Origin of the sequence: Flavobacterium potami (assembly GCF_020026915.1) — a bacterium.
Classification (GTDB): Bacteria; Bacteroidota; Bacteroidia; order Flavobacteriales; family Flavobacteriaceae; genus Flavobacterium; species Flavobacterium potami.
Genome location: NZ_JAINUY010000007.1, coordinates 239,752 through 263,775, shown reverse-complemented (window position 1 = coordinate 263,775; position 24,024 = coordinate 239,752). Strand labels below are relative to the sequence as shown.

Genomic DNA, 24,024 nt, shown 5'->3' with positions numbered 1-24,024 from the left:
AGTGGTGTTTTTTTATTTCAAGTTTAGAAAACCCCAAAACTGCACAGTGATGTGACAGTAATGAGGCCCGCTAAAAACTATATCGTAGTCGATTCGAATTGCTTAAGGTCTCTTGTATTTTTTTGTACAGCAAGGGCTGAAAACAGTCCTAATACAAACGACATTCCGAAGAATCCTTTTTCGCTGAGTAGTAAATCGGCGTTCCAAAGACCGATTATTAATAATACAATCGAAGCGATGGTACTAAACCAGCTGATACTGTAATACAAATCGGTTACAGGTATACCTTCTAGCCTGTCTCTTACACTCTTCTGCACCGATATTACAGAGAAAAGTCCAAATAATAGAATGGTAAAATAATAACCTTTTTCGTTGTAAGCCATTGCCGAATTGTAAAGACCTATACAATATGCGGTCATACCAATAATTAATGTCATCCAAGATGCGCCTACGAAAGCGGCACTTGGTTTTAGAGGACTCCCTCCGTTATTAAATCTTGCATTTTTTGATTCTGAATTGTTGTTTGATTCATTTGATTTTAGCGGTTCCATAATTTTATGTTTTATAATTATGAAGCAAATATCAGAATGAATTAGAAGTTGTGAAAGTCAATTTATTAATAAAACTGATGATATAAAAATTCATTTTATTATTTTTACATAAATAAAAATCATGTTTATGAATGCACTTCAAGAAATATCAAATATGATGAATGATACTGATAAAAAAGCATTCATACATTATTTATCCAAAAAAAACAAACGAAAAGACGTAGGCAATCTAGAACTATTCAATTCTTTAAAAACTGACGATTTAAATACTAAAAAAAATAATCTGAAAGATAAAAAAAGTGTCGATGCTTATCATGCGCTAAGAAAAAGGCTTTATGATAGTATGATTGATTTCATGGCCAACCGAAGTTTTGAAAACGACACTTCTCAAGAAAATGCAATTCTTCGTCTTATTGTGGTCAGTCGTTTATTTTTTGAACATCAATTAACAAAAACAGCTTTCAAATGTCTGGCAAAGGCTGAGGAAATTGCACTAAACATTGAACATTTTAGCCTTCTAAATGAAATTTACCTGACTCAAATACAATTTGCACATTTCAACCTATCGGAACCGATCGAAAAATTAATAAAAAAGTTTAAAGCGAATAAAAAACAACTTGAATATGAAGAACAGCTTAATTTAGGTTATGCCGTTTTACGCCGTGAACTTGCCGCCATTCATCATGAAGGCCGAATAGTGGATTTTCAATCTATCATAAAAAACACTATTGAAACACACGGAATATCATTAAAATCAGGATTAACTTTTAAATCGCTTTATCAGATACTATTTATTGCAAATGAATACGCTTCCATAAACAACAACTTCTCACTCATACAACCTTTTGTTCTTAAAAGCTACCGATTTATTAGCAAAAGAACCGATTTGATTGATCGCCATTTGTACTATCATATATACATTTTGTACTTTATAGCTAATTTTTATTTCCGTAACGGTCAGTTTACCGATTCATTGCTGTATCTCGATTTGATGTCTACAGAACTTCAAAAACAATCCGGCAAATACTACAATCGTTTCTGCCTACGGTATTTTCTGTTATTGGCTTTCAATGAAAACTATCTTGGTCAGTCTCAAAAAGCAATACAGATTGCAGAAAAAGCACTTTCTTCAACTAAAAAAGCCGATCCTAACGATACCAACGACCTTCGCTTGATGCTTATTGTTTTTTATATACAGCAAAATACTGGGCGAAATGCATCAAAAGAAATGGCAAAATTAAATCATACTGACAGTTGGTACGAAAAAAAAATGGGTATGGACTGGACGATAAAAAAATGCCTTGTAGAAATTCTTCTTCACACCCAGCAAGAAAATCCAGAATTGGCATTATCTAGAATAAAAAGTTTCAAACGTCGTTACAAAAAATACCTTTTAACGGTCAATGAAGACCGTGTTGTACACTACCTTTTGTTAGTCGAGCAATATGTAATGAAACCCGAAATTATACAAACCGAAAAATTTCAGAAGACAACTGAAGATTTTATCCTTGCAGCACAAAATGGTCCAAAAGATATTTTAATTATGAGTTTTTTATCTTGGTTGATTGCAAAAGTAAGACGAAAAACAATCTACGAAACCACTTTGCTTTTTACAGCCTCTTAAAAACATGAGATTTAAAACATAAGAATATTCCTTTAAAATAAAAAATTCGTGTTTTTTTTTCATTTTTAATACAATCAAAAAAAAGATGGCCTTTTAATTCCTAAGTAACAAACAACAAATTATCAATCAAAGAAATACATTTTCATTAGGTAAAACAAATTGCGTTTGACGATTTACAAACAATCACATTTTTAAAAATCGAACAGAAAAAGTTTTCCAATTTGTTTGTTATTTTAAAAATAATTCCCTTGTTTTGCACCCGCATTACAAAAGCAGGTCCGTTCGTCTATCGGTTAGGACGCCAGGTTTTCATCCTGGTAAGGGGGGTTCGATTCCCCCACGGACTACTTCCAAAGACAAAGCTTCAGAGAAATCTGGAGCTTTTTTTGTTTATATTTACCGTGCCTTAAATATTGAGAATAATTATTTTATAAAATAATACTGAAACCAAATCTTAAAATGAAACAAAAACTTACAACGCTTTTATTTGTATTTGCTGTTACAAATATATTTGGTCAAGCGCCAGCTGGCAAAACCAATTATTCGAACAAAACGCTAACTGCAAACGAGACGGTCACTAATAAAGCTGTAAAACCTCTTAAAAAAATTCCGTTAGACGAAGGATCAATATTAATTTATGATTACGACGGATCACTTTTTTCATGGGATTTAGACTTAGAAACCATCGTTTGGACTGTAAAAGCGACCGATGCCCATACTGAAATGTGCGCCAATAAGGTAGCACTTCATGACGGAATTGTATATGTTCCTTTTATTAATGGTGAAATCTTTGCCATCGACAATCAAAACGGAGCTGTTTTTTGGAAATCAAGATTAGGAAATATTACAGATCAAATTGTTTTAAAAGATCAAACCCCAATTGTGAGCAATGGAAAATTGTTTATTACTGCTCAAAATCAGGATCAGAGCAGCAATCTTTACGCTCTTGATTTAAAAGACGGGAGTTTGGCATGGAACTACAAATTAGACAGCACCAATAATGATATTACACCATTCGTTTTTGACAATAAAATTTTCATTGAAAGCGCAAGCAATGTTTACGTTTTTGAAGCAAACACAGGAAAAATTCTAAGTCAAAAAACTTTTGAGCTACCAATGACCGGAAGTCCTGTAACAGATGGTCAAAACATATTTATCGCAAACGAAAAAAATGTGCTTTTTGCTTTAAATCCGAACAATCTTGATATTGTATGGGAATTTAAGTTTGACGAAAACCAGAACAACGTTAAGGACCGAATAATCTGCAAAGACAAAAAAATATATTTTGCGGCACAAGGACCTCAGGTTTCTACTATTTATGCCGTTGATTCACAGAGCGGAACACAGCTTTGGAAAACTGATTTTAAAGACGATAATGTGGAATATATCGTAAAAGAAAATGAAAACATTTGGGGATATACCCGTAAAAAGAAACTTTTCGAACTGGATTTGACAAATGGTGAAACTGCATTTGAAGTAAAATTAACAACGTTACCTATTTCAAACATTGAATTTCCTAAGGACGACAATTTATTGTATTACTATTGCGACGCTGGTCTGATTCAATTCGATTTAACTGAAAAAGACGAAAATGTATATTATATGCGAACGTCTATTACCGATAACCCTTATAGCGCTTATCTAAAAATAATTCGATAACTCCAAAAAGCCTTTTTCAATTGAAAAAGGCTTTTTTTTTCCAAGAAACAAAATTCCTAAAAATGTAATTTTGTCGATTGTTTGATATAACTCATGACAAAAGAACTTTGTACTTTACTAATATTCGGAATATCAGATAATTTTCTAATAAAGTCATTAAAAGCCTCCGGATCTTTTACCACAACTTTCAAAACATAATCGAAGATTCCGCCTGTTACATATCCTTCTACAACCTCATCGAGTGCTGCAACTTGTCGTGAAAATTCTTCTACAAGTTCTAAACGCTGACTGTTTAAAGAGACATTAATTATAACAGTAAAATTCAATCCTACTTTTTTAGGATCGATTATCGCAACATAATCTTTTATGTAGCCTTCATTTTCTAATTTTTTAATTCGATCATAAACCGAAGTTCTCGACATATTTAACCTTTCGGTTAAGTCCGTAATATCAAATCTTGCATTTAGTTGAAGGATTCGAAGTAACTCAATTTCTTGTTTGCTTAATTCTTGCATCGGATTTTTTCCTTTTAAAGCATTAAATTTAAATAATTTTAGAACAAAAAACACAAAACAAACAAATAAAAGGGATTAAATACATATTAAAATCTAAAATAACGTTCATTATTCCATATTTAATACTTTTGATTGCACAAAACATATTTTAAGAATTCAAAATGAACAAATACATCATCATCGTTGCCCTAGGCGCACTTAGTTTCGGAATGTTATCTTCATTTGCTAAAATTGCCTACACCGAAGGATATTCTCCAGCGGAAATCACCTTAACACAAGCCTTAACAGGAACCTTAATTTTATGGTCAATTGTCATTTTTAGAAAACTTAAAAACGGCACAAAACTGCAATTAAACTGGAAATTACTTTTGGCAGGAACCACAATGGGATCTTCAGCTTACACTTATTACCTATCTGTTGCCTACATACCAGCCTCTTTGGCGATTGTTTTACTTATGCAGATTACTTGGCTAAGTATTTTAGTCGATTGGATTTTTTTCAGAAAAAAACCAAGCGCAATCGAAATTGTCTCTGCCCTATTTATCATACTCGGAACTTTTCTGGCGGGAGATCTTTTAGATTTAAACAGTGCCAGTATTTCTTTTAAAGGAATTGCATTGAGCTTATTATCGGCGTTTCTTTACACACTTTATATTGTTTTCACTAGCAAGATTGGCAAAGAAACACCTATGTTCGAGAAAAGCGCCCTTATGACCAGCGGATCTGCAATGATTATTTTTTTAATTAATTGCGAAGCCATTACAACAAGTACACATCTTGATTTTGGCTTATTACAGTGGGGAACTTTTTTAGCTGTTTTCGGAACTGTGATTCCGCCTATTTGTTTTACAGTCGGAATGCCTAAAATTGGAGCAGGATTAAGTTCTGTTTTATTAACTCTAGAATTACCTGCCGCTGTTTTCTGCGCACATATTATTTTAGGCGAAAAAGTTACTTTTGTTCAACTTATTGGAATTGCCGTAATGTTGGGCGCTATTGTATACCTGAATATTTCAAAAGCAAAAAAAGAGAAAGCAATTAAAACAGAAACAGCAGTATGTTAATTACTATAAACGGAAAAAATCTTTACGCCGAACACCATAATGAGTTTAAAAATCGCCCAACGATCGTATTTCTTCATGACTCTTTAGGATGTGTTGAACTCTGGAGAGATTTCCCTAAAAAAATTGCTGATGCCTGCCAATACAACATTTTAATTTATGATAGATTGGGTTATGGCAAATCTGACACCATGTCGACCTCTAACAGACCAGTAAATTATTTAGAATTGGAAGCTGTCGTTTTAGACCATATATTAGAAAACCTCAACATTCAGGATGCAATTTTATTTGGTCATAGTGACGGCGGTTCGATCGCTTTGATTGCTGCCGCAAAATATCAAAATCGTGTAAAAGGAGTGATTTGTGAAGCCGGTCATATTTTTGTTGAAGAAATAACACTAAAAGGAATTCACGAAGCTGTTCATGCTTATCAAAACACCAATTTATCAATAAAGCTTCAGAAATATCATGGTGATAAAACCGAAACCATATTTAAAGCATGGGCAGAAACCTGGCTTCGAGATGATTTCAGAAATTGGAATATCGAACATTTACTTCCTGAAATTAAATGTCCGTTACTTTTCATTCAGGGCGAAAACGACGAATATGGAACTTTACATCAAGTAGAAAGAACTATTGAATTAGTAAAAGGCAAATCGGAAAAACAAATTATTCCAAATACTGGCCATACACCACATAAGGAAGCATCGGATTCTGTAATAGAAAAAATTAAAGCATTTACAGCCAATTTCTAAGCTGCTTTTTTTGCCATTCTTTTTTTACACTCTAAAATTCTAAGTTGATTTTCGGCACAAAGAATATTTTCTTTTATACCATTTTTCTGAATTTCGATCAAATAATGAAAATCTCTTTCACTTGAAGTAGATTTTATTATCAGCCCCTTTTTAAAATCCATTTTTCTTTCTATCACCGTGGCAGTGTAAGATCTCCCACTCAATGCAATGTAGGTTACATCTTGTCCTTTTAAAAATTTCATCGTTTTAGCTTTTCGGTTAAATAATGTTCGCTAATACCATTAAGACAAAATTAATTCTAGGGGGGATAAATCAATTTTTCTTTAGAGGCGCAATATATAACTATTGAAAAATTCGATACCCCGTATTTATACCTGTTTTTAAAATTCTAAAAGTTAAAATTTCAGGTCCTCTTTTTTTCTTTTAATGAAATTTGATACAATTTAGAACAGTCATTTTCAACCCTTTGTTTGGCCGAAATTGTAGTTTTGAGAAGTAAATTTCTATTTCTAAAAACAACTAAAAACACAGGGAAAATGGTACATGAAAGAGTGATGGAAAAACTGGCAATTTTAGCAGATGCCGCCAAATATGATGTTTCTTGTTCGTCATCTGCAGGACAGAATAAAAGAAAGAACAAAAACAACGGATTGGGCGATACTGGAAACGGAATTTGTCATGCCTACACCGAAGACGGACGCTGTGTTTCTCTGCTTAAAATTCTCCTAACCAATCATTGCATTTTTGATTGTGCTTATTGCGTAAGCCGAAAAAGCAACGACATAAAACGCGCAGCCTTTACTGTACAAGAAGTTGTAGACCTTACTATTGGTTTTTACAGAAGAAATTATATCGAAGGCTTATTTTTGAGTTCCGGAATTTTTGACAATCCAGATTTTACAATGGAACGCTTGGTTCGCATTGCAAAGAAACTACGATTAGAAGAGAACTTTAATGGCTACATTCATTTGAAAGCAATTCCAGGCGCAAGTGACGAACTGATAAAAGAAGCTGGATTGTATGCCGATCGTTTGAGTGTAAACGTAGAAATGCCAACAGAAAAAAGTCTAAAATTATTGGCGCCAGACAAAAATCATGCTGATGTAATTAAACCAATGGAATATCTGAAAAATGAAATTGTGGGCTACAAAGAAGAAAAAAAGTCAAACTTCAAAGCACCACTTTTCGCACCAGCGGGACAAAGTACGCAAATGGTGATTGGCGCTACACAGGAAAACGACATGGAAATTCTCGGAATGGCAAATTACTTTTATGAGCAAATGAACATGAAACGTGTTTATTATTCGGGTTATGTCCCTATAAGTTATGACAATAGACTTCCTGCAATTGGCACTCCTGTTCCGATGATTCGGGAAAATCGTTTGTATCAGGCCGATTGGCTGATTCGTTTTTATGGTTTTAATGTAAATGAAATTGTCGGTTTCGACCAGCCGAATCTGGATCTTGATATTGACCCAAAGTTAGGATGGGCTTTGCGAAATTTACATCAATTTCCAGTAGACATCAATACGGCTGATTTAGAATTGATTCTTCGTATTCCAGGTATCGGCGCTTTGAATGCCAAGAAAATAGTTGCCGCCCGAAAATTTAAAAGATTGCAACCTGATGATTTGAAAAAACTAGGAATTGCTTACAATCGCTCGAAGTTTTTTATGGCTTTTTCTTCGCCTTTTTATTTACAGAAAGATTTAACTTCTATTCAAATTAAAGAACAGATTCTAAACATCCAAAACAGTAAATACAAAAACAATTTCTCGAACCAGCTTTCTTTATTTCAATAATGACATTACTAATTTACGACGGAACTTTTGAAGGCTGGCTTACAGCTGTTTTTGAAATCTACGAGTACAAACTCCAAGATGTTGTTTTTGCGAAAGACGAAGCTTCAAATGCGCTTCTTTTTTCAAAAACACATATCACAGAAACAGACCATACAAAAGCCAATCGGGTCTTGAAAGGACTCAAACAACGTCTTTCCATAAATGGGATTACCAATATGAATCACGCTTTTTTCTCTGAATTACCACAGATCGAAGAAAGTTTATTTCGATTTGCTTCGTATGTTTTTTCGAGCTCAACAAATATTGAAGGAGATTTAAGCAATAACGATGTTTTAAATATTCAGAAAGCAGCACATTTAACAGGAAAAGAAAGTCACAGAATGAAAGCTTTTGTTCGTTTTAAACTAACCAAAGACCAATTGTATTATGCCATTGTCGAACCAGATTGTAATGTTTTACCACTTATTGAAAAACATTTCAAGAATCGTTATGCCGATCAGCGTTGGCTTATTTACGACACCAAACGCAAATACGGCATTTATTATGATCTCAAAAGTGTTTCTACAGTCGAATTAACTTTCGATGCAAATCCTTCGTCTTCAAAATTTCTGGCCGAAATCTCAGACGAAGACGAAGAGTTTTTTCAAAGTTTATGGCGTAATTATTTTAAGAATGTCAATATCGAATCCAGAAAAAACACCAAACTTCATGTGCAGCATATGCCGAAACGCTATTGGAAAAACCTGATTGAAAAAATCCCTGACATTAAAAAATAATACTATTTCTTATAGCTTTTTTTTAAGGCATCTAATAATTCAACCATATCTACAACTCCATAAGTTGAAGAATAATCTGAAACGGCATAGGGTAAAATCAAGCTATTGTTATGAATAATTGCCCCGCAAGAATAAACAACGTTTGGAACATATCCTTCGCGTTCATCTTCTAATGGAGAAAGCAATGGCTCTGCAAGCCTTCCGATTTCTTTAGATGGATCATCCAAATCAAATAAGGAAGCTCCGATACAATAACGTCGCATTGTACCGACACCATGTGTTATAACAAGCCAACCTTCTTCGGTCCAAAGCGGAGAACCACAATTTCCAATTTGGGTTAATTCCCAAGTAAAACGAGGTTGTTGCAAAAGAATTGGCGTGTTCCATTGCGTCGCTCTATCCGAATACATAATATAATTATTCACACCATCAATTCTCGCCAACATGGCATATTTGCCTTTTATTTTTCGAGGAAATAAAGCTAAGTTTTTGTTTTGAGCGCCCTCTCCATGAAGCGGCATTACTCTAAAACTATAAAAATCTTCAGTAGAAATTAGTTTAGGTAAAATGGTATGTCCGTTATAAGCTGTATAGGTCGCCATAACACGAACAGAATTATCATCATCAACAAAACGAACAAAACGTGCGTCTTCTATACCGCGACTTTCAGAATCGGAAATTGGAAAAATAACACGTTCTGTAATATCCGAATCATGTTTAAATTGTAAATCATAAAATGAATTTGCCAACCACAATATTTCCTGCAAAGCCGTTTTTCTTTCCTCACGAATTAGCGGATCTTTCAAAGCTGTAGTCAACATATTTGTTAAGATCGCAAATTCAAATTCTTCTGGCAAATCCTGCATTATCTGGACAATATACTTATCCGTTGTATGCATTTCTGACAATTTGGTTAAAAAACGCTCTTTATTGAATAATGTTTTATGCTCGATTTCGGCTTTATCAATATGATTACCGATTTTCATAATCTGAAGATTATTATCCCGATCTAAAATTCCTCTTCTAAAAACAATAGAAGAAATATGCCCTTCCCCGGTGGCACGAAAAGAAATTACAACACGTTTTTCTCCCGCTTCTAAACCGGTCTGATCGAAGTCTTCTACAATCGACGGATTAAAAATTGCTGCAGATTCTATCGCATATTCCATTGTACAATAAGAACCAATAAGCATTTTACGATCTAGAGACATGGCATCAAAATCAATCTGCATTTCTTCTATGATAGGTCTGATTCTTTCGCAATGTCTGAAAAAAACAGCCGAAATATTTCGATGACGTCTTGCAAATTCACGAAGCGTTTGTTCTAAAGTCTGTAGTACTTCTTTTTCTTCGAGTGTCATAATCCGAAGTACCATCTGTTGGGTTCGTTCGATGCCGTTCATAAAATATCTGGCAACAACTCGTCTTGAATCTGGTGTAAATTTTATACTTTTTCGAACTACTGATACTCGCATAGTGGTATTTTTTTTTGAAAATAATATTAAGTGAATCATTTATTCTACAACAAGTTAGTAATTTTTGTTAAAGAAAAAAACTTAATTTTTTATTAAAACTTTGATTTTGCCTTCAAAACAAACACTTTTTAATACCTCAAATTGATTAAAACTTTTTATAATTTCGTTTTCCAACAACATACAAAAGTGATGAAGAATAAAGTTAAAATTTTGAGGGAAGAAAAAAACATGACTCAAAATGAACTTGCCGAAAAATCTGGACTTTCATTGAGAACGATTCAACGAATTGAAGTTGGAAATATTCTAAAAGGAAATTTGTAGGGAAACACATTGTCGGTTTTCACCGCTTTCGCGAAAAAGAAAATATACTTCGGAAATTCAGCATTAAATCTCTCGGAAGTCACGTATATAGAAGGCACGTCGGATTTGCAAAAATTCTTAATGAAGCGCTCAGGAATGCAGGGCATGATTGGAAACAAACTTTTCCTGCATCATAAACTAATCCTGGATTGTAAAAACGAAAAATTTAAGCTCGAATAAAAGTAAAATTCAACTATAATGATATTAGGAATTGATCTCAATTATACTTTTGACATTCTCTATAAACGCATCAGTATTTTTGATTTCTTTTTTTATTTCATCATGATGATCAGCCAAATTATATTGATCAACCATGTCTTTTTTCAAATATTTTATCATCGATTCAAGACTTCGAGTGTCATTTTGATCTTCTCTTTTCAATTCGCGATGTTTGCTTTCCAAATATTTTAAAGTTTCTTTTAATTTTTGAACGTTTAATTTTCCTGTCATTTATGCTGCTTAAAAATTATAAAAAACAATAGCCAGGAATGCGGTAAGATTCAGTTCTTCCAAAAACTACATTTATTTCGAATTTACCTCATTCCCAACCATTGTATTTTCCCACTTACGTTCAAATCGATGATTTGGTTTGAGTAAAATTCATTTTTTTTATAAAATCTAAACCCGACAAAAATAAAACACTGAATTACAAATATTTAAACCCAAAAATCGTGCTGAAAAATTTTTATTTTTTTTTAGAAACCAAAAAGAATGAATGCGATTACAAAACCTTTCAAACACAAAAACACAACTTTCACAACCTCAAAACATTACCCAAAATCAATAAAAATTGTGAATATCTATTTCGAGATTTAACTATTTATTTTCCTGTAAAATATATCTTTGGCATCCTTAAAATTTAAAAGAGATGAGCGTAGTTTGGTACGAATGCAAAGTAAAATATAGAAAAACTGATGAAACTGGTGGACAAAAAGTATTGACAGAACCCTATTTGGTTGATGCTTTGTCTTACACAGAAGCCGAAAAAAGAATTAATGAAGAAATGGCGGCTTATATTAGTGAAGAATTTAAAATCACGAATATTAAAGTAGCCAATTATGCTGAAATTCATCCGTTTGAAAATGCAGACAGATGGTTTAAATCTAAAGTTTCTTTAATTGCTTACGATGAAGAAAGTGGTAAAGAACGCAAAACAAGTATGTATATGTTGGTTCAGGCAAATGACGTTCGCGAAGCTTTTGACAATACCATTCATATAATGAAAAATACAATGGGAGAATATTCAATCCCTGCGATTTCAGAATCACCAATTATGGATGTTTTCCCTTATTTCAGTGGCGAAGAAGGCGAAACAGAAATGTTAGAAAGATTTAATGCTTTAAAAGCCTCAAAACCAGAAAGACCAGATGAAGAAATTGTCGATCACATGGAATTTGAAACTGCAACAGAGGAATAAAAAATTTCAGAAAAGCTTCAGAGAAATCTGGAGCTTTTTTATTTCCATAGATTGCGCTTCTCGTTTTTCAAATCAAAATAAATGGTATATTCGCTATACCATTATACTGACATCAAACCACTTACCACAAAACCACAAACTCCATGACCAAAAAAACACTAATTTTAATTGGGTTTATTCTCTTAAAATTCATTCTCCAATATATTTTAATTAGTCCCGAGTACGATTTACAGCGCGATGAATATCTGCATCTCGATCAGGCACATCACACCGCTTGGGGATTTTTGTCTGTTCCGCCTGTAACTTCATGGTTTTCTTGTATTATTTTATTGCTTGGAAATTCTGTTTTCTGGGTCAAATTCTTCCCTGCCCTATTTGGCGCACTGACACTTTTAATTGTCTGGAAAACTATCGAACTGCTAAAAGGAAACTTGTACGCCTTGATTTTAGGAGCCTTGTGTATTTTATTTTCGTGTTTATTACGTCTCAATATGTTGTATCAGCCCAATTCTTTAGATGTTTTATGCTGGACAGCGATTTATTATGTTCTAATTCGATACATAGATTCAGAAGATGGTAAATGGATCTATTTTGGAGCAATCATTTTTGCTTTTGGTTTTTTAAATAAATACAATATTATTTTCTTGTTACTTGGATTATTTCCTGCAATTGTGATTTCTAAACAAAGAAAAATGTTGGCGAGAAAACAATTTTATCTGGCGTTGGCTTTTGGACTTCTTCTTATTCTTCCGAATCTGGTTTGGCAATATCGAAATCAGTTTCCGATTATACATCATATGAACGAACTAGCCGCAACGCAATTAGTAAATGTTAATTTGGCGGACTTTATTAAGGAGCAGATTCTCTTTTTTATTGGCGGTTTGTTTGTCATTTTAGCTGGCCTTTATGCGGTTATATTTTACAAACCACTCAAAAAATACCAACTCTTTTTTGCCTCTTTTGTCTTTACGCTTTTTATTTTCATTTATTTCAAAGCAAAGGCATATTACGTAATTGGTTTGTATCCCATCTATATTGTTTTTGGAGCTGTTTTTTTATCAGAAGTTTTAAATGAAGGTTGGAAACGTTTTTTAAAACCCGTTTTTATTCTGCTTCCAATTCTGCTTTTTATTCCGATGTACAATGTCGCTTTTCCAAATAAAAGTCCGGAGTATATGGTTACGCACTCAGAAAAATATCAAAAACTGGGCATGCTACGTTGGGAAGATGGAAAAGACCATCAACTACCTCAGGATTTTGCCGATATGTTGGGTTGGAAAGAATTAGCCAGAAAAACAGATTCTATTTACGCTGAAATGCCAAATCAAAAAGAAACAATTGTACTTTGCGATAATTATGGCCAAGCTGGAGCAATTAATTACTACTCGAAAAAAGGAATTAAAGCTGTTTCGTTTAATGCTGATTATGTGAATTGGTTTAACTTAAAAATCCAATACAAAAACCTAATTCGCGTGAAAGAATTTGATGAAAACAACGAAGAACTAAAAGAAACTGCTCCCTATTTTGAAACTGCGGCTATCGGCGGTCAGATAACAAATAAATATGCTCGAGAATACGGAACAACTATTTTTGTTTTTACGAATGCCAAAATCGATATCAACAAAAGATTAAAGCAAGAAATCAAAGAAGAAAAAAATTATAAAGATTAATGATTGATTTTACAGACATCACTTATTTAAAAACAGGAAATCAAAAACAGCAATTGGCATTTGAAGTTTTGACAAAACATAAAGTTTTAGAAAATCTCGCTGATTTCGATCCGATCTTGGTCGGTACAATTCCAATAAATATTGATATCGAGAACAGCGATCTTGACATTGTATGTTGTTGGAAAAACAAATCTGATTTTATTGAAAAAGTAAAAGCATTATTCAAAAACAAAAAGGACTTTAGCATTCGCGAAAATCTGATTAATAATCGGGAATCTGTTGTTGCAAACTTCTATATTGATGCTTTTGAAATTGAGATTTTCGGGCAAAATGTTCCAACAAAGGAACAAAATGGCTACAAACACATGGTTATTGAGGATCAGATTCTGCGCTCAAAAGACGAAAATTTCCGATTAGAAATTATAAAACTAAAAAAAAGTGGTATAAAAACCGAACCTGCTTTTGGATTGTTATTAGGCTTAAAAGGAAACGTTTACGAGGAATTATTAGCTTATAAATTGTAATAAAAGCTCGTCTTTTCATCACTTATAAAAAATAAATTATAAAAATAGCTTGCAAAACCACATTTAGTGTGTATCTTTGCACCCGAAACATCGCGGGATAGAGCAGTAGGCAGCTCGTCGGGCTCATAACCCGAAGGTCACAGGTTCGAGTCCTGTTCCCGCTACTATTTTAAAGTAAAAGCCTGAGAAATCTAGATTTCTCAGGCTTTTTTTGGTTCGATAAAATTTATTTGAATTTTTAAAATTTTAAAAAGCCAGTATTTTCAATACATTATGATTCGAATCCCGTTAGGTTAAGCAGACGTAAGGAATAGTGATTTTCTTTTTGGTTATTAATAAAAATAGCATACATTTGTAAAACAAAAGGAAATGGTGCTCTTCCTTACCCAACCGCCCTAAAAAAGCTGATGACGCCTGATTAAATTAAATGTTTACTCATTTTAATCAGGATACATATGTCTCAGAATTTCAAAAATTCATTTACTAAAAATCAAGTTTTAAAGATTAAAACAATCTTTAAACCCCTCCCTGTTGTTTTATTTATTTTAAAATGGCTGTTTATCAGTATAATTATCGGAACGCTTGTAGGTTCAGCTTCCGCAGGTTTTCTAATTTCTCTTGAATGGGCAACGGCTATTCGCGAAAGCCATTTCTGGCTTATTTATTTACTTCCTTTTGGCGGACTTGCTGTTGGCATTCTGTATCTCTACAAAGGTCAGGATGTAGAAGCAGGAAACAATCTGCTCATTAACAATATTCATGAGCCTAAAGAAATCATTCCTCTTAAAATGGCTCCTTTTGTATATGTCGGAACTATTGTAACGCATCTATTTGGGGGTTCTGCAGGACGAGAGGGCACTGCGCTTCAGATGGCAGGAGCAATTTCAGACCAGCTTACCAAGTCATTTCGTTTGAATAATGAAGAAAGAAAAATGTTGCTGATCGCTGCTATTGCCGCTGGTTTTGGTTCTGTATTCGGAACTCCGCTGGCAGGAGCTGTCTTTGGTCTTGAAGTTTTTCTTATCGGGAAAATTAAATATAATGCAGTTTTTCCTGCTTTTACATCGGCAGTTTTTGCCGATATAGTAACCCGCATGTGGAATGCCCATCATACGCATTATCAAATTACAGATATTCCTAAAGTGACTGCTCTACCTATACTTTACAGTATTTTGGCTGGAATTATATTTGGAATATGTGCCGTTTCATTCAGCAGAACAATTCATTTTGCTTCAATTCAATATAAAAAACATATAAAATGGGCTCCAATGCGCCCTTTCGCAGGAGGAATCATCATTGTAATTTTAGTACTTCTTCTCGGCACAACCCGATATATTGGCCTCGGAGTTCCAGTTATAGTTGAGTCTTTTGAAAAAACACTTCCAGAATATGATTTTGCTTTAAAAATGATTTTTACAATCATTACCCTGGCAGCAGGTTTCAAAGGCGGCGAAGTAACCCCTTTATTCTTCATCGGAGCAGCATTAGGCAATACTCTTTCCCTTTTCATTCCGCTTCCAATGAGTCTTCTTGCAGGAATGGGATTTGCTGCAGTCTTCGCTGGCGCAACAAACACTCCTCTCGCCTGCACGATAATGGCTATGGAATTGTTTGGCTCGGAATGTGGAATCTATGCTGCCATAGCCTGTATTGTGTCCTATCTTATATCAGGCCACAACAGCATTTACAGCAAACAGATTATTGGAGATGCTAAGATTAAAGAACTAAACTCCGACAGCAATAAAACTATACATCAGATTCATGAGCAAAGGATCATCCAAAAAAACACTAATAAAAAGTCACGCAAAGATTCTGTATACAAATGAAAACCGTAATTTTAAACAACTGCTATTTTCATTAAACTATAAACATTTTAAACTTTAACCAAAAAAAATTATGTCACAAAAATTAAAACAAAACCAAACAAGCGAAGCAGTCTTAACAGTAAAACCTTCAGATTTGGCAAGTGCACTGCCTTTAACTAGCGAAGATTCATTTCCTGAAGTTTTTGCTACATCAAGAATGATTGCATTAATGGAATTGGCTGCCGCCAGAATGATGAAACCTCTTTTAAAACAGGAAGAATTATCTGTAGGCGTTGGGGTTAATATTATACATACCGCGGCAACTACAGTTGGTGAAGAAGTAAAAGCAGTTGCCAGATTTCTAAAACTAGAGGGAAAATTATATCACTTTTCTGTTGAAGTTTTTGACAATGGCGGATTAGTTGGAAAAGGTGAACACACCAGAGCAATTGTTGCTACAGAAAGACTGATTAACAGCGCTAAAAAAAGACTAAATAAAGAACTTTAAATTATTTATAATGAAATTATTTGATTCTCACTTTCATGTCATAAATCCAAAATTCCCTTTGGTTGAAAATAATGGCTATCTCCCTCCTACGTTCACTGCCGAAGATTATATCGACTCAGTAAAGAATTATAATGTAAGTGGAGGCGCTATAGTTTCTGGTTCATTCCAGGCATTTGACCAAGAATATTTAATTGATGCCTTACAAACGCTTGGTGATAATTTTTATGGTGTTGCCAACATTCCTGCAAATATTACAGATGAAGAATTAGAAAGACTTCAAAAAGCAAATGTTGTTGCTGTACGTTTTAATGTAAAAAGAGGTGGATCTGAAAAAATTGAGCATATCGAAAAACTGTCAAATTACCTCTATGATAAATTGGGATGGCATACCGAACTTTACATAGACAGTAAAGATTTGAGCGGTTTAAAAACAGTTCTTCAAAACATTCCTAAATTTTCGATTGACCATTTGGGATTATCCAATGAAGGATTAACCGATTTATTTTACTGGGCGGAAAAAGGAATAAAAATTAAAGCAACTGGTTTTGGAAGAATCGATTTTGACCCGATTGCGGCAATGAGAAAAATTCATCAAATTAACCCAAATGCGTTAATGTTCGGCACAGACTTGCCTTCAACCCGTGCAAAAATTCCTTTCTCCGAAAAGGATATTAATCTGGTAAAAGATAATTTTTCAGAAGATGAGATTGAGAAGATTTTTTACGCCAATGCATTGGAATGGTATGAAAAAAATAAGAAGCTTTTATTTAAACCATCAAGTATAAAACAACTGTTTTGAACACAGAAAACTAATCTTGAATTATATTTATTCTTTTCAAATCATCTTGAAAATGGTTCGAAAATTGTCCCGTTAGGGCTACTAAGTAAAGCTTCAGAGAAATCTGGAGCTTTTTTTGTTTTTAAATCTTACCAGCTCGTCGGGCTCATATCCGCCGCGGCGGACACAGGTTCGAGTCTTCGCCGCGGCGAACTACTAAGACAAAAAGCTTCAGAGAAATCTGGAGCTTTTTTTGTTTTCCAATTATTCTGGCTTAGAAAATGATTTGGAAGTTGTTTTATTATACTTATTTTGAAATGCTCCGACTGTTGTAATTACGCAACTTCGCGGGCACAGATTACAAATCTGCGCTAACGGTTAACGGGTAAAAACTAAAGTTTACAAAACCAATAATAAATTTATTTTAACTTTTAGGCTTAATTACTGCTCCTAAACCTTCTTTAATCTTTTTGTCATATTCTTCTTTAGAAACCATTTTCCCTTTAGGAAAATTTATATTTGAATTTTTATCAAATAATTCAATCTTAGACGCTACAAAAGTTTTATTATCTTCTGTAAGTTCCAAAATTAGTCCTGGCAAACCATTAAAAGTTTTTGGTCCATAAGAATATGGTAAAGATGGAGCAAACCAGCAAATAATTTCTCTTGTTTTCTGCTCTCCTTTTCTATTCACAAAGGCTTTTTGCAAAGTTGCTTTGTAACACAAATAGTTCCCAATCTTTTTTGATTCATTTTGAATATCCCACTTTTCATTTTCCAAAATACTTGAAACCAATGTGCCATCGCTCATCAACATGACTGCTATCTTATTTTCGAAATCCAGATAAGTATCTAACGATGTATAAGCAAGCCTGGAAATATTGTCAATTTTTTTATCGTAGTCAGAATCATATCTCAATTGATCAATATATGTAAAACTAGATTTCGACTTATTAAACAATAACTCAAATTCTTGTTTATTGGCAAATTCCATCATTTTTGAAACAAATATTTTTGCATTCTCATCTTTAGCATCATCAACACTTACTGGAATGTAAAAACTATAAGTAATTTTACCAGACGACTGAGAATACATATTAATACTCACTATCAAACTTAGAAAAAACAATCTCATATTTAAAGTTTTAAAAATTCTTCAGGAAAATTTTTCGATTGCGCAGATATATCTCCGCAACGATAGCGCAGATTTGCAATCTGTGCCCGCAAAGTGATTTCGCCAATACCTTGCAAATAAAAGCAATTTTCTTACTTTACCTTTTATTTTACAACAAAAAGACCATGTTTACAAAATATTAAGCAAAAAGACGTTGTTGGGCTTACTCAACTTTTTTGGCACAGATTATAAATCTGCGCTAACAGGTTTTTTAAAATATTAAAAACAGAAGAGACAACTAACTGGTCGTCTCTTATCATACTTAATAATTATAATTCATGTTATTTTTCAGCACTTTACGCCGTTGTTTTGTAAAAACACTTAATTTGCAGCATTACCTATTTTATTAAAAATCGGATCTGAAAAAAGTACCTACTAATATTATTTGCAACAGAATAAAAATCAACAAATTAACTTTATACTCAATACGTTTAAAGTACAGGATTTTATTTATAGAATATATGCAATATATTAAAGTTATTAAATAATAAATTGATAGTTTAATTTGGATTTGGATTAAAACGTTAATTTTTGAAAAAAAATAGAGGTAAAAAAAATCAACGCAATAAATTAGAAATATAATTACTATAAAGTAAAAGATAATTTCAAAAAAAAACTTTCTAAATATTTTATATTCCATATCCATCTTCTTTTAAAATTGTTTTTGTTTTAGTCACAACAGCGCAGATTTGTAATCTGTACCCTCAAAGTGATTTACTCAATACCTTGCAAATAAAAGCAATTTTCTTACTTTACCTTTTATTTTTGCAAAAAAAAGACCATGCCATAAAGGTTCAGGAAATTGTTAGATAATTGTCACGGCTGCTAAAAACAAAAGCTTCAAAGAAATCTGAAACTTTTTTTCTAAGCATTTATTTCGCACTAAAATATTCGTTGTTGTTACAAGCGGAACACTAATATTAAGAAGGAATCATAATAAAGTTCCGTTTGTTTATTAAGAAGAATTATTCAAAAATATAATTTAGATGTATAAAATGCATACTTTTAATTTTCGAAAGAAAAAACTGTAATAAACATAAAGCAATAAAAACAAGCCGTTTAAAATATATAAATAAATAGTAACAATAATTTTTACAATCGCCCTTTAAAATGCAATTAATAATGACAAAAAATATTTACTTATTGTTGTTGCTTACTATTAATTTTACTAGTGCACAGACAAAATCTGCTGATTACTTTTCTTTTTATAAAGGAGGAGAAAAATATTTGAAACCTGTAAAATATATGATGTTTGATTCTAGTAAAGATGATAATATAAAAACAACAGAAAATGCTCAAGTTTATTTTAAAATTAAAAAAGAGCGATTCAGATTTAATCCACAAAAAAACAAAACCGCAACCTATTCTATTGATTTTTTAGAAAAAATAAAACTAGAAAAACCCGATGAATTAGAAAATGATGCCTATATTTTTTTTAAAGCTAAAAAAGAAGAAGTAGAAAGGAAAAATAAAATTAAACTTGTTTATCCTCCAGCAGGATACCAATCATTTTATAAAATTTTCATTCTTGAAAAAGTAAGCCCAAATAAGATCGTCAAGTATGAAGTAAATTGGGAAAACTCAAGTTTTTAATTATAATTAGCCAGCTCAGATTTACAATGTTCAAAACAAACAATATGAAAGAAGATTTAAATGATTTAAAAAGTATAGTAGGAGAAAATTTAAAAGGATCACTTACAACATTTGAAAATTTACCGTCTCTTTTCACGATGAATAAGGCTGCTTCAAATGATGATTTATTAAAATGTGATTTGTATTTTGATGAGGGCTTAGCTCCGGAGTACAAATTTTTCCTGACTAATTATAATGGTGGGATACTTTTCAAAATTGAAGATTTTGCTGGTTTTAAACTTTTAAGTACTGATGAACTTATTAGTCACAATAAATTTCAAGCTGAAAATTTTGCAGAGAATTGGGACTCGCAAATTATACTGTTTTGTGAATGTATTGGAGATGCTGAATACTTAGGTTTTAAGCTAATTGAAGACGAAGTGAGAATCATTTATTGTATCATGGATACGTTACCTGAAGAATGGAAAGTGATTGAAAAGTCTTTTAATATACTCATAAATAAACTAATAGAACAAAGAGGTGAAAAATATTGGTTAAATTATTTTTAATATATATCACAAATTTAGTTCATCTGAAATTACAGATTAACTCTTTCTTAGAAACTAAAAAACCATTTTAAAACTCACAAAAAAATGCTTTATGAACGTGGTTTTGACAAACTTCTATCGTACATAATGATTGTTCCAGCCACGGCCACATTTAGACTTTTTTCCGATTTAAATTTTACTAAATGATGACATTTATCCATAGCTTTTTTAGACAAACCATGATCTTCTGCTCCCAACAAATAAACGCATCTTCTCGGATGTTCAAAAGTTTCTAAATCAGCGGCTTTTTCTGCCAGCTCTACGCCCACTAATCGCGCTCCTTTGGGTAAATTTTCGTAGAAAGCCTCAAAAGTTTCATAATGAAAATATGGAATTGCTTTCACAGCATCATGAGTATCGCATGCTTGTTTTGCATATCGATTACCTATGGTAAATATAAATGTAGCGCCCATGTTTTGAGCAGATCGCCACAAAACCCCTAAGTTTTCAGGCGTTTTACCATTTTGTATTCCTATGCCAAAGTACTCATTTATAAAATTATCATTCATAAGGGCAAAAGTACAAACTTTAAATATGAATTTATAGTGCTTGTTGTAAAACACTTTTCCTCTAACTCTATTCTAATGTTCTATCTTGTTCAAACCAAACGAAACTACCTCTATTCCCAATTATCAAAAACTCAAAAACTATTCTTTCTTCAATGTTAAGTTTACGGGAAATCTATCGCTTTTTCCTATATTTTAAAAAATCAGCATTAAAAAAATGATTTCGGATGATTATCTTTGCGCTCGAAAATACCGCTAATATGAATGGGAAAGTAAAATGAACATTCTTTATTTTAAATTATATCACAATACAATGCTTAAAAAAAACAAACCCCAAATTTTTCTTTTTATTCTAGTAAATCTATTTTTTTCTATAAATGCATTTTCTCAAAAAAGCATTTATGCTGGAATTGAAATCGGACGTAGAGCTATAAAAGTGTCTGTCCTAGATGTAAATAACATTAGAAAAGCAGATTATAAAATTCTTTCTTTCTGGACAGACAGAATTCCTTTTGCTGATCATATTGGAGCTAACGGTCAATTAACTCCAGAAGACATCAACAAAACAAGCGTTATCGTTGTTGATCAATTAAAAAAAATCAGAGCCGATTATAAAATTTTAGATGAAAATATCTTCATCGTTGCTGCACCAGTTTTTGCATCTGCAAGCAATGTAGATGTTTTAAAAAATAAAATCAAAATGTTAACGGACAAAAATCTTGATGTTTTGAATGTTAACGAAGAAGCTAAAACATTAGTAAAAGGTGCTATGCCTCCTATTGATTATGCTAATGCTTTCCTTTTAGACATCGGTGCTCAAACTACTAAAGGTGGATACATTGACGAACTTGATGACAACAAATTAGAGTTTGTTCCTCTAGAACTGGATTTTGGCACAATGACACTTACAGATGCAGTAAAGAAAACAGTAGTAAATCCAAATCAGGCAAATGATATGTCAACGTATCAGGAAAAATCGTTTGATTTTAACCCGATTTTGCGCAAGAAAGTAAAAGAAATGATCGATGCTAATCCGCTTTTGGCTAAAAAAGACAAAGTTTATTTATCTGGTGGAGCTGTTTGGGCTTTTTCAACATTGTATTATAATGAAAATGTAAAAGATCATTACATCACATTAACAATGGAAGACATCATTAATTACGATGCTATTTTGAAGAATAATTTCAACAAATACACCAATCTTGCCAAAACGAATAAAGAAGCAGAAAGAGTTTTAAAAACATATGATCAGGCTTACCTTATTTCGGCAAACAACATTTTAACAACTTGTCTTGAAGGTATTCCAAATTTAAATACTAAGAAAATTTACTTCGTAAAAGACGGACAAGTTACCTGGTTGATTTCTTATATCGCAGATCGTTCTAAAAAAGTAAATACAAACTTTTAAGTATCATTTTATCAACATCAAAAAGCTTCAGAGAAATCTGGAGCTTTTTTTGTTTATAGACAAAAAAAAAGACCATTTTACAAATGGCCTTCTTTACTTTTATTTTGAGAAAAATTATGCTCTGAATAAAGCATATTTATTGTGATTGTACAAAACCTTATCGTAAGGAACATATAGTGAAACTATTTTCTCTGTTGACTCGTCAAATTTGATTCCGTTATGTTTTCTAAACAAATAAATTTCTTTTAAACAATTAGAAAGACTTTGGTGAATTTCTGTTGTAAAAGTGGGAACTTTTTTGTCATTTACCAAAAGATCAATTTGGTAGTTTGAACTACTTTTTGACAAATTATTACCAATAATTCTAATGGTAAAAGTTGTAGACTTTCCGTATTGTTCTCCTTGATATTGTAGTGTCATAATTTCTATTTTTAATTGGTTAGTAATGCAGCCGATCGCGCAGCTCTTTTATCTTTCAATGGTTGTATTAAAGTTATAAAATTTTTAGACAAACATAAAAAATCCTTTCTAAATTAAATGTTATTTTTTCAAGGAAGATTTAGCGCTAAAAAACAAAAAACCGTAAACGAGTTACGGTTTTGGCAATTAACTAAATATATTTAATCAACTTTTTTAACGAGTGTAAAATTCATTCATAAGCACGATTAATTTTTGGGTAACTATTGTAATTATTTTTTGGTTATGTTTCGTATATAAGAGACCATAATCGGACATTTTTAAAACAGCTTAATTTTTTATGTCGATTTTTCCTCTTATTTCGTCTGCTAAATTATGGATTTCATGGATATAATACTCATTGTGTCGACAATCTGTTAATAAATATATTATTAACACGAATTATCGCTCTTTTTAAAATATAATCATCATATTCAATTTTTGATTACATTTGAACCAACTAATCTAAAAACCTCGCATTATGGAAATTAACTTTTACGCATTTCTGATTTCGGCTATTGTAACTCTTGTTGTTGGTTTTATCTGGTACAATCCAAAAGTGTTTGGAACAATTTGGATGAGAGAAAACAACCTCACTCAAGAAGAACTTAGAAGCGGAAATATGCTCAAGATTTTTGGGCTTACTTACATTTTTTCTTTAATGATTTCAATGACTTTAATGTCGCTTACAATTCACCAATCTGGAGCTGTCGGAATGGTTGGCGGACCACCATTAATAGCCAATGCAAAACCTTCTTTTGCTGCATTCATGGCAGATTACGGAACCGCTTACAGAACTTTTAAACACGGAGCATTACATGGTTTTATGTCTGGATTATTTTTTGCTTTTCCTCTAATCGGAATCAATGGTCTGTTTGAAAGAAAATCATGGAAATATATTTTCGTTCATGCAGGATATTGGATGGTTTCCTTAACTTTAATGGGAGGAATTATCTGCGCCTTTGCATAAAAGATATTTTACAAAACCCGTTTGGTTACAAAATCAAACGGGTTTTTCTT

The 24,024-nt window shown here is 32.4% G+C and carries 25 protein-coding genes, 2 tRNA genes and 1 riboswitch; of the genes, 19 read left to right on the top strand and 8 right to left on the bottom strand.

The features are described 5' to 3' along the window. Positions 1 to 77: 77 nt before the first annotated feature. A complete protein-coding gene (gene yiaA, locus K6T82_RS20015; RefSeq protein ID WP_223709921.1) occupies positions 78 to 551 on the bottom strand; it encodes an inner membrane protein YiaA in 474 nt (157 codons plus the stop codon). 127 nt (positions 552 to 678) lie between these two features. Between yiaA and K6T82_RS20010 the strand changes: the two genes are divergently transcribed. The 3 genes from K6T82_RS20010 to K6T82_RS20000 all read left to right on the top strand — a co-directional run bounded on the left by K6T82_RS20010 (position 679) and on the right by K6T82_RS20000 (position 3,834). Further along, positions 679 to 2,175, top strand: a complete 1,497-nt coding sequence (locus tag K6T82_RS20010; RefSeq protein WP_223709918.1) for a hypothetical protein — start codon at positions 679 to 681, stop codon at positions 2,173 to 2,175. A gap of 275 nt (positions 2,176 to 2,450) precedes the next feature. Continuing rightward, a tRNA-Glu gene (locus K6T82_RS20005) sits at positions 2,451 to 2,522 on the top strand. Between the two features lie 112 nt (positions 2,523 to 2,634). Beyond that, positions 2,635 to 3,834 (top strand): outer membrane protein assembly factor BamB family protein, encoded by a 1,200-nt coding sequence (locus K6T82_RS20000; protein WP_223709916.1) that lies wholly within the window; start codon positions 2,635 to 2,637, stop codon positions 3,832 to 3,834. A 56-nt stretch (positions 3,835 to 3,890) separates the two neighbouring features. On the opposite strand, the gene K6T82_RS19995 is transcribed toward K6T82_RS20000, so the two are convergent. After that, a complete protein-coding gene (locus K6T82_RS19995; RefSeq protein ID WP_223709914.1) occupies positions 3,891 to 4,349 on the bottom strand; it encodes an Lrp/AsnC family transcriptional regulator in 459 nt (152 codons plus the stop codon). 161 nt (positions 4,350 to 4,510) lie between these two features. Between K6T82_RS19995 and K6T82_RS19990 the strand changes: the two genes are divergently transcribed. Together K6T82_RS19990 and K6T82_RS19985 are read left to right on the top strand one after the other, a co-directional pair. Continuing rightward, positions 4,511 to 5,413, top strand: a complete 903-nt coding sequence (locus K6T82_RS19990; protein ID WP_223709912.1) for an EamA family transporter — start codon at positions 4,511 to 4,513, stop codon at positions 5,411 to 5,413. Next, a complete protein-coding gene (locus tag K6T82_RS19985) occupies positions 5,407 to 6,165 on the top strand; it encodes an alpha/beta fold hydrolase (protein WP_223709910.1) in 759 nt (252 codons plus the stop codon). The genes K6T82_RS19990 and K6T82_RS19985 overlap by 7 nt, the downstream gene beginning before the upstream one ends. Here the strand turns inward: K6T82_RS19985 and K6T82_RS19980 are convergent. Then, entirely contained in the window at positions 6,162 to 6,407 is a 246-nt protein-coding gene (locus tag K6T82_RS19980; RefSeq protein WP_223709908.1) for a hypothetical protein, read from the bottom strand. The genes K6T82_RS19985 and K6T82_RS19980 overlap by 4 nt on opposite strands. 294 nt (positions 6,408 to 6,701) lie before the next feature. Here K6T82_RS19980 and K6T82_RS19975 point away from each other — a divergent pair, with 294 nt between their 5' ends. Together K6T82_RS19975 and K6T82_RS19970 are read left to right on the top strand one after the other, a co-directional pair. After that, a complete protein-coding gene (locus tag K6T82_RS19975) occupies positions 6,702 to 7,967 on the top strand; it encodes a putative DNA modification/repair radical SAM protein (protein ID WP_223709907.1) in 1,266 nt (421 codons plus the stop codon). Continuing rightward, positions 7,967 to 8,743: a TIGR03915 family putative DNA repair protein gene (locus K6T82_RS19970; RefSeq protein WP_223709905.1), complete on the top strand. Its 777-nt coding sequence runs from the start codon at positions 7,967 to 7,969 to the stop codon at positions 8,741 to 8,743. Before K6T82_RS19975 ends, K6T82_RS19970 begins: the two co-directional genes overlap by 1 nt. Before the next feature lie 2 nt (positions 8,744 to 8,745). On the opposite strand, the gene K6T82_RS19965 is transcribed toward K6T82_RS19970, so the two are convergent. Continuing rightward, on the bottom strand, positions 8,746 to 10,218 hold the full coding sequence (locus K6T82_RS19965) for a glycoside hydrolase family 130 protein (protein ID WP_223709902.1): 1,473 nt from the start codon (positions 10,216 to 10,218) through the stop codon (positions 8,746 to 8,748). Positions 10,219 to 10,407: 189 nt separating this feature from the next. Here K6T82_RS19965 and K6T82_RS19960 point away from each other — a divergent pair, with 189 nt between their 5' ends. Next, a complete protein-coding gene (locus tag K6T82_RS19960) occupies positions 10,408 to 10,539 on the top strand; it encodes a helix-turn-helix transcriptional regulator (protein ID WP_420828330.1) in 132 nt (43 codons plus the stop codon). Between the two features lie 243 nt (positions 10,540 to 10,782). Here K6T82_RS19960 and K6T82_RS19955 read toward each other — a convergent pair whose 3' ends face one another. Next, positions 10,783 to 11,028, bottom strand: a complete 246-nt coding sequence (locus tag K6T82_RS19955) for a hypothetical protein (RefSeq protein ID WP_223709899.1) — start codon at positions 11,026 to 11,028, stop codon at positions 10,783 to 10,785. Between the two features lie 418 nt (positions 11,029 to 11,446). On the opposite strand from K6T82_RS19955, the gene K6T82_RS19950 reads away from it, so the two are divergent. From K6T82_RS19950 to K6T82_RS19920, 7 genes are all read left to right on the top strand, one after another. Next, on the top strand, positions 11,447 to 11,995 hold the full coding sequence (locus tag K6T82_RS19950) for a DUF4494 domain-containing protein (protein ID WP_223709897.1): 549 nt from the start codon (positions 11,447 to 11,449) through the stop codon (positions 11,993 to 11,995). Between the two features lie 143 nt (positions 11,996 to 12,138). After that, on the top strand, positions 12,139 to 13,665 hold the full coding sequence (locus K6T82_RS19945) for a glycosyltransferase family 39 protein (protein ID WP_223709893.1): 1,527 nt from the start codon (positions 12,139 to 12,141) through the stop codon (positions 13,663 to 13,665). Then, on the top strand, positions 13,665 to 14,189 hold the full coding sequence (locus K6T82_RS19940) for a DUF4269 domain-containing protein (RefSeq protein WP_223709891.1): 525 nt from the start codon (positions 13,665 to 13,667) through the stop codon (positions 14,187 to 14,189). The genes K6T82_RS19945 and K6T82_RS19940 overlap by 1 nt, the downstream gene beginning before the upstream one ends. A gap of 91 nt (positions 14,190 to 14,280) precedes the next feature. Then, positions 14,281 to 14,353, top strand: a tRNA-Met gene (locus tag K6T82_RS19935). Positions 14,354 to 14,545: 192 nt separating this feature from the next. Next, positions 14,546 to 14,613: riboswitch (Fluoride riboswitch) on the top strand. A 31-nt stretch (positions 14,614 to 14,644) separates the two neighbouring features. Continuing rightward, positions 14,645 to 16,015 (top strand): voltage-gated chloride channel family protein, encoded by a 1,371-nt coding sequence (locus K6T82_RS19930; RefSeq protein ID WP_223709889.1) that lies wholly within the window; start codon positions 14,645 to 14,647, stop codon positions 16,013 to 16,015. Positions 16,016 to 16,085: 70 nt separating this feature from the next. Then, entirely contained in the window at positions 16,086 to 16,502 is a 417-nt protein-coding gene (locus tag K6T82_RS19925) for a thioesterase family protein (RefSeq protein ID WP_223709886.1), read from the top strand. A gap of 10 nt (positions 16,503 to 16,512) precedes the next feature. Continuing rightward, on the top strand, positions 16,513 to 17,301 hold the full coding sequence (locus K6T82_RS19920) for an amidohydrolase family protein (protein WP_223709884.1): 789 nt from the start codon (positions 16,513 to 16,515) through the stop codon (positions 17,299 to 17,301). A 403-nt stretch (positions 17,302 to 17,704) separates the two neighbouring features. Here the strand turns inward: K6T82_RS19920 and K6T82_RS19915 are convergent, their stop codons facing one another. Further along, complete coding sequence (locus tag K6T82_RS19915) at positions 17,705 to 18,415, bottom strand: GLPGLI family protein (RefSeq protein ID WP_223709882.1); 711 nt, start codon at positions 18,413 to 18,415, stop codon at positions 17,705 to 17,707. Positions 18,416 to 19,576: 1,161 nt separating this feature from the next. On the opposite strand from K6T82_RS19915, the gene K6T82_RS19910 reads away from it, so the two are divergent. Together K6T82_RS19910 and K6T82_RS19905 are read left to right on the top strand one after the other, a co-directional pair. Next, entirely contained in the window at positions 19,577 to 20,047 is a 471-nt protein-coding gene (locus K6T82_RS19910; RefSeq protein ID WP_223709879.1) for a hypothetical protein, read from the top strand. Between the two features lie 44 nt (positions 20,048 to 20,091). Beyond that, positions 20,092 to 20,595 (top strand): SMI1/KNR4 family protein, encoded by a 504-nt coding sequence (locus K6T82_RS19905; protein WP_223709878.1) that lies wholly within the window; start codon positions 20,092 to 20,094, stop codon positions 20,593 to 20,595. Positions 20,596 to 20,684: 89 nt separating this feature from the next. Here K6T82_RS19905 and K6T82_RS19900 read toward each other — a convergent pair whose 3' ends face one another. After that, positions 20,685 to 21,143: an RNA methyltransferase gene (locus tag K6T82_RS19900; RefSeq protein WP_223709876.1), complete on the bottom strand. Its 459-nt coding sequence runs from the start codon at positions 21,141 to 21,143 to the stop codon at positions 20,685 to 20,687. 310 nt (positions 21,144 to 21,453) lie between these two features. Between K6T82_RS19900 and K6T82_RS19895 the strand changes: the two genes are divergently transcribed. Then, the gene (locus tag K6T82_RS19895; RefSeq protein WP_223709874.1) at positions 21,454 to 22,548 is read left to right on the top strand and encodes a Ppx/GppA phosphatase family protein; all 1,095 of its coding nucleotides are present in this window, start codon (positions 21,454 to 21,456) and stop codon (positions 22,546 to 22,548) included. 114 nt (positions 22,549 to 22,662) lie between these two features. Here K6T82_RS19895 and K6T82_RS19890 read toward each other — a convergent pair whose 3' ends face one another. Beyond that, entirely contained in the window at positions 22,663 to 22,968 is a 306-nt protein-coding gene (locus tag K6T82_RS19890; protein WP_223709872.1) for a hypothetical protein, read from the bottom strand. A gap of 517 nt (positions 22,969 to 23,485) precedes the next feature. On the opposite strand from K6T82_RS19890, the gene K6T82_RS19885 reads away from it, so the two are divergent. Continuing rightward, positions 23,486 to 23,974, top strand: coding sequence for a DUF1761 domain-containing protein (locus K6T82_RS19885; protein ID WP_223709870.1), 489 nt, complete (start codon positions 23,486 to 23,488; stop codon positions 23,972 to 23,974). Positions 23,975 to 24,024: the final 50 nt, after the last annotated feature.